General features: G+C 32.4%; 11 protein-coding genes. 6 read left to right on the forward strand and 5 right to left on the reverse strand.

What is annotated here, in order from left to right; all coding sequences use genetic code 11:
- Positions 1-33: 33 nt before the first annotated feature.
- The 4 genes from FWJ34_RS16325 to tsaD all read right to left on the reverse strand — a co-directional run bounded on the left by FWJ34_RS16325 (position 34) and on the right by tsaD (position 3,519).
- Positions 34-264, reverse strand: a complete 231-nt coding sequence (locus tag FWJ34_RS16325) for a DUF3598 family protein (RefSeq protein WP_308256405.1) — start codon at positions 262-264, stop codon at positions 34-36.
- Between the two features lie 357 nt (positions 265-621).
- The gene (gene modB, locus FWJ34_RS16330; protein ID WP_308256406.1) at positions 622-1,272 is read right to left on the reverse strand and encodes a molybdate ABC transporter permease subunit; all 651 of its coding nucleotides are present in this window, start codon (positions 1,270-1,272) and stop codon (positions 622-624) included.
- Positions 1,269-2,042 (reverse strand): molybdate ABC transporter substrate-binding protein, encoded by a 774-nt coding sequence (gene modA, locus FWJ34_RS16335; protein WP_308256407.1) that lies wholly within the window; start codon positions 2,040-2,042, stop codon positions 1,269-1,271. The genes modB and modA overlap by 4 nt, the downstream gene beginning before the upstream one ends.
- 415 nt (positions 2,043-2,457) lie before the next feature.
- Positions 2,458-3,519 (reverse strand): tRNA (adenosine(37)-N6)-threonylcarbamoyltransferase complex transferase subunit TsaD, encoded by a 1,062-nt coding sequence (tsaD, locus tag FWJ34_RS16340; protein ID WP_308256408.1) that lies wholly within the window; start codon positions 3,517-3,519, stop codon positions 2,458-2,460.
- A 152-nt stretch (positions 3,520-3,671) separates the two neighbouring features.
- Between tsaD and FWJ34_RS16345 the strand changes: the two genes are divergently transcribed.
- The 4 genes from FWJ34_RS16345 to FWJ34_RS16360 all read left to right on the forward strand — a co-directional run bounded on the left by FWJ34_RS16345 (position 3,672) and on the right by FWJ34_RS16360 (position 5,955).
- Complete coding sequence (locus FWJ34_RS16345) at positions 3,672-4,178, forward strand: Photosystem I reaction center subunit III (protein ID WP_308256410.1); 507 nt, start codon at positions 3,672-3,674, stop codon at positions 4,176-4,178.
- Between the two features lie 42 nt (positions 4,179-4,220).
- Positions 4,221-4,349 (forward strand): photosystem I reaction center subunit IX, encoded by a 129-nt coding sequence (gene psaJ / locus FWJ34_RS16350; protein ID WP_308256411.1) that lies wholly within the window; start codon positions 4,221-4,223, stop codon positions 4,347-4,349.
- Positions 4,350-4,444: 95 nt separating this feature from the next.
- Positions 4,445-4,906: a nitrate reductase associated protein gene (locus FWJ34_RS16355; RefSeq protein WP_308256412.1), complete on the forward strand. Its 462-nt coding sequence runs from the start codon at positions 4,445-4,447 to the stop codon at positions 4,904-4,906.
- A gap of 302 nt (positions 4,907-5,208) precedes the next feature.
- A complete protein-coding gene (locus FWJ34_RS16360) occupies positions 5,209-5,955 on the forward strand; it encodes a DUF561 domain-containing protein (RefSeq protein ID WP_308256413.1) in 747 nt (248 codons plus the stop codon).
- Positions 5,956-6,349: 394 nt separating this feature from the next.
- Here FWJ34_RS16360 and FWJ34_RS16365 read toward each other — a convergent pair whose 3' ends face one another.
- Positions 6,350-6,649 (reverse strand): YggT family protein, encoded by a 300-nt coding sequence (locus FWJ34_RS16365; protein WP_308256414.1) that lies wholly within the window; start codon positions 6,647-6,649, stop codon positions 6,350-6,352.
- 92 nt (positions 6,650-6,741) lie between these two features.
- On the opposite strand from FWJ34_RS16365, the gene FWJ34_RS16370 reads away from it, so the two are divergent.
- Together FWJ34_RS16370 and FWJ34_RS16375 are read left to right on the forward strand one after the other, a co-directional pair.
- The gene (locus tag FWJ34_RS16370; RefSeq protein WP_308256415.1) at positions 6,742-6,858 is read left to right on the forward strand and encodes a photosystem II reaction center X protein; all 117 of its coding nucleotides are present in this window, start codon (positions 6,742-6,744) and stop codon (positions 6,856-6,858) included.
- 164 nt (positions 6,859-7,022) lie between these two features.
- A complete protein-coding gene (locus FWJ34_RS16375) occupies positions 7,023-7,835 on the forward strand; it encodes a Ycf66 family protein (RefSeq protein ID WP_308256416.1) in 813 nt (270 codons plus the stop codon).
- Positions 7,836-8,029: the final 194 nt, after the last annotated feature.

Consider the following 8,029-nt stretch of genomic DNA (forward strand, 5'->3'; position numbering starts at 1 on the left):
AAACTGTTGAGATCCATTAGAAAAATGTCCATCTTAAAAAAGAAAATTATTACGATTAATATAAGTAAATTCATTCACATGATGAGGTTCATTACTATCGAGACGATTTAGAGTTAATTTGAGAGTTTTATTGTCATTGAAACTTTCTAAAATTAGCTCTGTAGGAGTATTTTTTACTAATACACCATCAGGAGAAAATTGAGTAAAAGAGCCTTGCCAAATACCAACATTTTTTAATAATCGTAACCACTGAGAAGAAGACATAATAATTAAGAATAATAACTAATTTTTGATCAAGTTTAACGACTAAAGTGTTTAAGTTTTTAAAATTGCAACACAAAATAAAATTATCATCTTTCGGTAGAAAAAATCAAACTTATTAACTATTTTAGATGTTAACTATTTAAAAAACAATCTTTTTTAAATTTTCTTAAACCCTATAACATTCTTAACATTTCCAATAAATAAAAGACTTAAAATATTATTGATATATCTATTCTGCTAGTTTTCACTATAATTAAGGTTGTCTAAACTGCAAATGGACTTTAAGCCGTAAAAATTAGAATTCTTGACTCTTAATTTTTAGTAAAATAAAAAGAAGTGACCATAACTAATTTGAGTTTATCGAGATAAATTATTAAGAATCAAAATAGTAAAAAATGAAAAAAATAAGAGAATAATAACCCAAAACCAACCTTCTTTAATTTCTCCAGCTTGTACAGCAAAATAAATAGCCATAGGAATAGTTTGAGTTTTATTAGGAATATTTCCAGCCACCATTAAAGTCGCCCCAAATTCTCCTAACATACGAGTAAAAGATAAAATAATCCCCGATAAAATACCTCGAAAAGCAAGGGGTAAACTAATATAATAAAACACCGCAATTTCTGACGCACCTTCAACTCTTGCCGAGTCTAATAACAGTGAATCAATTTGTTCAAATGCTCCTAATGTCGATCGAAACATTAAAGGAAATCCTATCACCATAGAAGCAATGACAGCACCATACCATGTAAAAATAATACTAATATCCCATTGTGATAATATTTGACCAACAATACTATTTTTACCGAGAAATATTAAAATTAAAAAACCAACTATAGTAGGGGGTAAAACGAGGGGAATAAGTAAAATTGTTTCAATTAACGTTCGCCATTTTCCTTTATATTGATATACTCTATAAGCAATAATAATTCCGAAAATAAAAGTAATTATAGTTGCTAATAAAGACACTTTTAACGAAATCCATAAAGGGGATAAATTAATTGTCATTTAGCTATGCCAAATCCATATTTTTGAAAAATTTTTATAGCAACTTCACTTTGTAATGACTGTAAATATTTTTTCGCTACTTGCTCAGACTTACTATTTTTAATAACAGCTACAGGATAAACAATAGGCGTATGTAACTTTTTATTTGCGATCGCAATTACTTTTACTTTATCAGAACTTTTAGCATCAGTTAAATAGACAATTCCTGCATCAGCATTTCCAGTTTCTACATAAGTTAGAGTTTCTCTGACATTATTTCCAAATACAAATTTAGATTCTAAGGAGGCTAAAATTCCTAAATTGTTGAATACTTCTATTGCGTATTGTCCTGCAGGTACACTTCGGGGCTCACCAATAGCAATTAATTTAATTTTTGGTTCTACTAATTGAGAAAAATTGGTTAAAGATAAAGGATTTTTTTTAGGAGTAATTAAAGCAATTTGATTCATTAATAAATTTTTTCTCGTATTAGGTAATAATAAATTCTTTTTTTCTAAAGCATCCATTTGTTTAGAGGAAGCAGAAATAAATATATCTATAGGTGCACCTTGTTCAATTTGTTGTTGTAAAATACCAGAAGCAGCGAAATTATAATCAACATTTTGAGGATATTTTTTACTAAATTCTTCTAAAGCTGGTTGAAGACTAGCAGCAGCACCTACTAAAATTTTTGGATTATTATTTCCTCTTGTTATAGAAGGAAAAAAGATTATTCCTAATAATATTAAAGAAAAAATAAATAGATTTTTCAAAAAAGATTTTTTAAACATTTTTTATTTTTATTTAACAATGCCATATCTTATAATAACTATCTTATTAACTTTAGAGATACCCCCGTAAACATAATTTTGCAATAGCAATATTGTAATAAATATCATGTATAATTTGAAGTTATGTTTTAAAAAGTAATTTTTAGGGGCTTTGTGCTAATTTGTACAATAACAAATTATATGGCGTGATAACAAATTGGTGTCATCAGAAAATAACACTCTTCAAATCTTTATATAGCAATAATTATACCCCATATAGCACTATGCGCTATTATTAGGACAATAGTATAGTATATACTTTGCTAGGTTTACGTTGTTTAAAACAGGTGTTTTAAGTGCCTCTCAGTTAATCACTGATTTAGACTCAACTTTGGTGAAAACGAATCGCACAAATATTAAGAATCCATAAGCATCATCAAATAGTAGTTTCTTGATATAGTTTCCTTACTTGTTCAATATTCATTCTTGACGCTACACCTAATGATAAAGGCGATCGCCAATGATGATTAAAATGATCACAAGCCGCACAAGCAATCATCGCCGCATTATCGGTACAAAGTTTTAAAGGGGGGAAAAATATCTGTAAATTATGTTTCTCTCCTTCTTCTTGTAAATGTTGCCTTAAACCACTATTTGCTGCTACTCCACCGCCAACGGCAATTTTTGTTAAATTTAGATCTAAACAAGCACGAATTGATCGTTTTGTCAAGGCTTTTGCGACAGTAAATTGAAAACTAGCACATAAATCGGCAATAGGTAAATTATCATCACCATTTTCCTCTTTTAATTTGGTAATTAGCCTTAACATCGCCGTTTTTAAACCGCTAAAACTGGAATCATAAGGATGAAAACCTTGATTATTCGGTAATGATACCCTACCTTCAGGAAGTTTAAAGGCTTTCGGATTACCGGATTTTGCTAGTGTATCAATAACAGGACCTCCTGGATAGGGTAAACCTAATAACCTCGCTACTTTATCAAAAGCCTCCCCTACTGCATCATCACGGGTTGAGCCAATATTTTCATATATACCACTACTTTTAACCTGAATTAAGCTAGTGTGTCCCCCTGACACTAATAAACAAAGGAAAGGGGGTTCTAAATCAGGATCATTAAGATAACTAGCATAAATATGACCTTCAAGATGATGAATCCCTAAAAATGGCTTATTATGCACCATAGCTAAAGTTTTTGCTGCAGTTACTCCGACAATCAATGATCCGACTAAACCCGGTGTTACCGTTGCTGCAATGGCATCAATATCAGCCCAAGACACCCCAGAATCTTCTAAAGCCTTATCAATACAAGGATTAATCATTTCTAAATGCTGACGAGAAGCTAACTCAGGCACAACACCGCCATATTTTTCATGTAGCTTAATTTGTGACGCTATGACATTCGATAAAATATTACGATTTTTTACGATTGCGACGCTAGTTTCATCACAACTGCTTTCTACTGCTAAAATAACACTCATTATTTAAGTAATTTGTTAAGAATAATTAATTTTCTTCTTATTACTTTACTGCATTTACTAATCACAGTAAGATTGCATTTGAAGTGATTTTTTAGCTTCATTTTTTGTAACAAAAACTTATTGTTTCAACTAAAATTCAGGAAACAATTTCTATGGGAAGAATATTCAGTTTAATCTTAGCGTTCGCTCTTTCTCTCACTCTGTGGGCAAATTTTGCTCCTACTGCTAGTGCAGATTTATCTCAATTAACTCCTTGTAGTGAGTCTGCCGCATATCAAGCTAAAGCCGCAAGTTTCCGTAACACTACAGATGATCCTCAATCTGGTAAAAAACGTGCTGAACGTTATGCAGAAGCACTTTGTGGTGCTGAAGGTTATCCTCACTTAGTTGTTGACGGTAGATTAGATCATGTTGGTGATTTCGTTATACCCGGTGTATTATTTCTTTATATTGCAGGTTGGATTGGTTGGGTAGGACGTGCTTATCTTATTGCCATCAGAAAAGAAAAAGATACCGAACTCAAGGAAATCATTATTGATGTGCCTCTAGCTATCAGCAAAATGTTATTTGGTTTCTTGTGGCCCTTACAAGCATTACAAGAGTTTACTTCTGGTCAATTAACAGTCAAAGATTCGGATATTTCCGTTTCTCCTCGTTAATTTTTGTAGCCATTTTTAACTAACTATTTAGGAGAAATTTTGATGAAAGATTTAACAACCTTTTTATCTACCGCCCCTGTTTTAATAACTGCTTTATTAGTTTTTACTGCAGGTTTATTAATCGAATTTAATCGTTTTTATCCTGATCTTTTATTCCATCCTCTGGGATAAATTTTCAACTCAACATAGATTAAGATAAAGGGTACGATCCGTTATTTTGGAGATCGTGCCTTTTATGGTTAATAGGACTTTTTGAACTAATCAAGATGAGTAAATTTTTTGAATTTGAAACAGATTTTGTCAATTCTTTACGTTGTATTCCCATGATTGTTCGATTTAAACTTGATACCTGTGGAGTTAAATTAAAACTTCATCATTGGCATAATTTTAATCAACTTGAGAGAGAATCTTTAATTAATAAACCTTGTGTAACTTCTCAAGAAATAGAAAAATATAGACAAGATTTACAAGATTTAGTTTATTTAAAAACAAAAGAATATGCACAAGAATTAAATATTGAGCCTAAACCTCCATGGATAAATTTGGAAGTTATACCAGTTGATATAGAAGAAAAAGCCAAAGAATTTGATTTTCAACTTACCTTATTTCAATGGCAAAATTTAACCACGTTACAACGATTTGTTTTAATAAAATTAAGTCGTCCTAGTCACGAAAATAAAAATTTTTTACCGGCACTAAAAGAATTTAATTTGATTGAATCTCGATAAAATAAATTTATTAATAAATAAGTGTTTAATTTCCGAAAAAGATCAAAAATAATTTCCGAAAAAGATCAAAAATAGCAAATTAAAGAATTTAATTAACGATTTCTATCCCTAATTACTTAAATTTAACACGGGCGTGAGAAGACTCGAACTCAAGATAATATTGGTTAATCGTTTAGAATAACGCTTTTCTAATCTTCAATCTCCCCTTTTTTGATAATGTCGCGGATTTATCGCAGAATTTATAGAGCGGTAATTCAGTGCTATAATTGGCAGTCTAAACATGATAAATTTTAAGTGTCACAATGATTAACAACTCTAAACTATACTTAGCATTCGCTACAAAAAAAGCTCTCAAAGTTATTAGTGGTTTAAATAATTTTGATGTTGATAATGTCGTGGCAGTATGTAAAGCGGCTGAATTAGGTGGTGCAACTTTTGTTGATATTGCTGCCGATATTAATTTAATTAAAACTGTGCGTCAATTAGTTAATCTTCCTATCTGTGTATCTGCCGTTAATGCTAAATTATTAGCGTCTGCGGTAGAAGCCGGTGCAGACTTAGTGGAAATTGGTAACTTTGACAGTTTTTACGCTCAAGGTATCACTTTTTCCGCTGAAGATGTTTTACGCTTAACTGCTGAAACCCGTGCATTATTACCTAACATCACTCTTTCTGTCACCGTACCTCATATTTTAGCTCTTGATGAACAAGTCGAGTTAGCTCAAGCCCTCGTTACTGCTGGTGCAGATATTATTCAAACCGAAGGTGGAACAAGTTCTAAACCTAATCATAGCGGTATTTTAGGCTTAATTGAAAAAGCAGCTCCCACTTTAGCTTCCGCTCATGTTATTTCCCGTGCTGTTGAAATACCTGTTATGTGTGCTTCGGGAATCTCTGATATTACTGCTCCTATGGCGATCGCTGCTGGGGCTGATGGTATTGGTGTTGGCTCTGCTGTCAATAAATTAAATGATCAAGTAGCCATGATCGCTGTAGTACGAAGTTTAGTAGAAGCCTTAAATTCTGCTTCTGTTAACGTACCAGTGTAATAATTAACAATTAGCAATTAACAATTAACAATTTTTTTGATAGTTAAGCACTCGACGCATTTAACTTATCTTTTTTCCTAATTATTAACAACAGGTCAGTTCAATGTCAAAAACCTTTAAAAATAAGGGTTTAAAAGTCTTAAAGAAATTTTACCCACCTAAAAGAATTAAATTTAGTAAATAATTGTCGAAAATTGTCGAAAATCAATTTTAATAATGTTTAAGTGAATTCTCTCTTAGTCTTCTAGTCTATGGCAGTCTCACCTTCACCGACAATTTTATGTCGAACTCAGGTTAACAACGGGTTTAAACCCCTTGCCTTGATTCTTTCCTCTTAACTCTTCACAAATTCCCAAATCCGCTTCCTTACATTAGACAAATTAGAGCTTAACTTTTAAATAGAATTATGTCTGATAGCTAAGGTAATAAGACCTTGTTGCCCTAATAAAATTTCTCGTAGTAAAGTAAAAATTCCTAACCACACAATGGGAGTAATATCGATACCACCTAAAGGGGGAATGATTTTACGAGTGGGTACTAAAAACGGTTCTGTAGGTATATAGGCTAATTTATAGGGAAATTCTGACATATTGACGTTAGGATACCATGTTAAAACAATGCGAAAAATAAATAGTACGGTCATCATTAAAAATAAAATCCCTAGAGTAATACTTACGACAATTATCATATTCATAAATTAGTTACTTTGATTAGCCTTAAATAACGATCTATTGTAATGTAAAATGAGAATGATAATTTTTAGTAAGCATAAGGTATAAAAAATATATGACTCCTTCTTTAGCAAATTTTCTCTGGAGTTTAGTCTGGGGTGCAGCCATCGTAGTTATTCCCACAACTATTGGTTTAATTGCCGTCAGTCAAATTGATAAAATTCGTCGCTAAGTAATAAAAAAATACTACTTAGTTATTAATTATTGAGATATTGTCCATTGGGCGACACTGTTCGCCCCTAATCATCGAAATTATGGCAAATTATTTTCTGAAAAAAATTAGATTTGAGTCATGTTCGTTAAGATAGAAAAAATATCATCCTTTAGGTTTTAGTAATGGTTAATTTTGGTTTTAACTCAGCAAGTATTTTAGGGATTTTTTTAGCCTTAGCTGGTGGTGGTTTATATTTATTAAGATCTTTACGCCCTGAAGTTTCAAGAGATCACGATATATTTTTCGCAGCGGTGGGCTTACTGTGTGGTGGAATTTTACTTTGGCATGGTTGGCGTTTAGATCCAATTCTTCAGTTTAGCCAGTTATTATTAGCAGTGTCAGCTGTGTTTTTTGCCGTGGAAAGTGTTCGTTTAAGAAGTGTTACTACGGATCAAATTAAAGGACGTTCTTCCTATATTGATGACGATCGCCCTAATAGTCGAGTTTATCGGGCAGAATTAGCTCGAATGGACGGTTATGATGACGATTATGAAGAAGAAGAAGAAATGCCTCCTCGTCGTCGTTTACAAGGCACTACCCCCAAATCAACTTCTCGTCGTAGTAATGAACAAGAAGCTCCTCGCCCTCGTTCACCTCGTCCCCGTTCGGCTGGTTACACTCAAGAACCTCCAGTAAATCCCCGTCGTCGCAATAGCTCTTCTCGTCCTCGCCAAGAATATGATGATTGGCAAGAAACCCCTGATCATTGGGAAGAAAGTAACAGTCCATCTCGTCGTAGTTCTCCTAGAGTTTCTCCTAATTCTTCAGAAGTTCCCCCTTCAAGAAGATCTCCAAAACGTCGCCCTAAATCTGCTGATGATATAGTTTCTAGTGTTGGCACAGAATATGTTGATTATCAACCTTTAGATGATGATCTGAAGAATAACCCCGATAATCCTCAGAATCCTCAAAATCCTGACAATTTCGATTATTAAAATTCAATGGTTTTTTTGATAGTTTATTGTAATAATTTTTAGTTTATTGTGTTGTAGTTTTGAAGTTAATTATTGCCCTACTTCTTTTATCCTCTAGTTTCATTATCAGTGGTTGTAATTCTAATAATTTATCTTCCTTATCTAGTTCTCTCAATAGTCGCTATAATGATGAACAACCAGCCCTTAGTGGTGAC

It is taken from the genome of Geminocystis sp. GBBB08, assembly GCF_016743215.1.
Classification (GTDB): Bacteria; Cyanobacteriota; Cyanobacteriia; order Cyanobacteriales; family Cyanobacteriaceae; genus Geminocystis.

Excerpts from the sequence above, each read along its gene's own strand:
- FWJ34_RS16325 (WP_308256405.1), bottom strand. The coding sequence starts at position 264 with ATGTCTTCTTCTCAGTGGTTACGATTATTAAAAAATGTTGGTATTTGG.
- modB (WP_308256406.1), bottom strand. The coding sequence starts at position 1,272 with ATGACAATTAATTTATCCCCTTTATGGATTTCGTTAAAAGTGTCTTTA.
- modA (WP_308256407.1), bottom strand. The coding sequence starts at position 2,042 with ATGTTTAAAAAATCTTTTTTGAAAAATCTATTTATTTTTTCTTTAATA.
- tsaD (WP_308256408.1), bottom strand. The coding sequence starts at position 3,519 with ATGAGTGTTATTTTAGCAGTAGAAAGCAGTTGTGATGAAACTAGCGTC.
- FWJ34_RS16345 (WP_308256410.1), top strand. The coding sequence starts at position 3,672 with ATGGGAAGAATATTCAGTTTAATCTTAGCGTTCGCTCTTTCTCTCACT.
- psaJ (WP_308256411.1), top strand. The coding sequence starts at position 4,221 with ATGAAAGATTTAACAACCTTTTTATCTACCGCCCCTGTTTTAATAACT.
- FWJ34_RS16355 (WP_308256412.1), top strand. The coding sequence starts at position 4,445 with ATGAGTAAATTTTTTGAATTTGAAACAGATTTTGTCAATTCTTTACGT.
- FWJ34_RS16360 (WP_308256413.1), top strand. The coding sequence starts at position 5,209 with ATGATTAACAACTCTAAACTATACTTAGCATTCGCTACAAAAAAAGCT.
- FWJ34_RS16365 (WP_308256414.1), bottom strand. The coding sequence starts at position 6,649 with ATGAATATGATAATTGTCGTAAGTATTACTCTAGGGATTTTATTTTTA.
- FWJ34_RS16370 (WP_308256415.1), top strand. The coding sequence starts at position 6,742 with ATGACTCCTTCTTTAGCAAATTTTCTCTGGAGTTTAGTCTGGGGTGCA.
- FWJ34_RS16375 (WP_308256416.1), top strand. The coding sequence starts at position 7,023 with ATGGTTAATTTTGGTTTTAACTCAGCAAGTATTTTAGGGATTTTTTTA.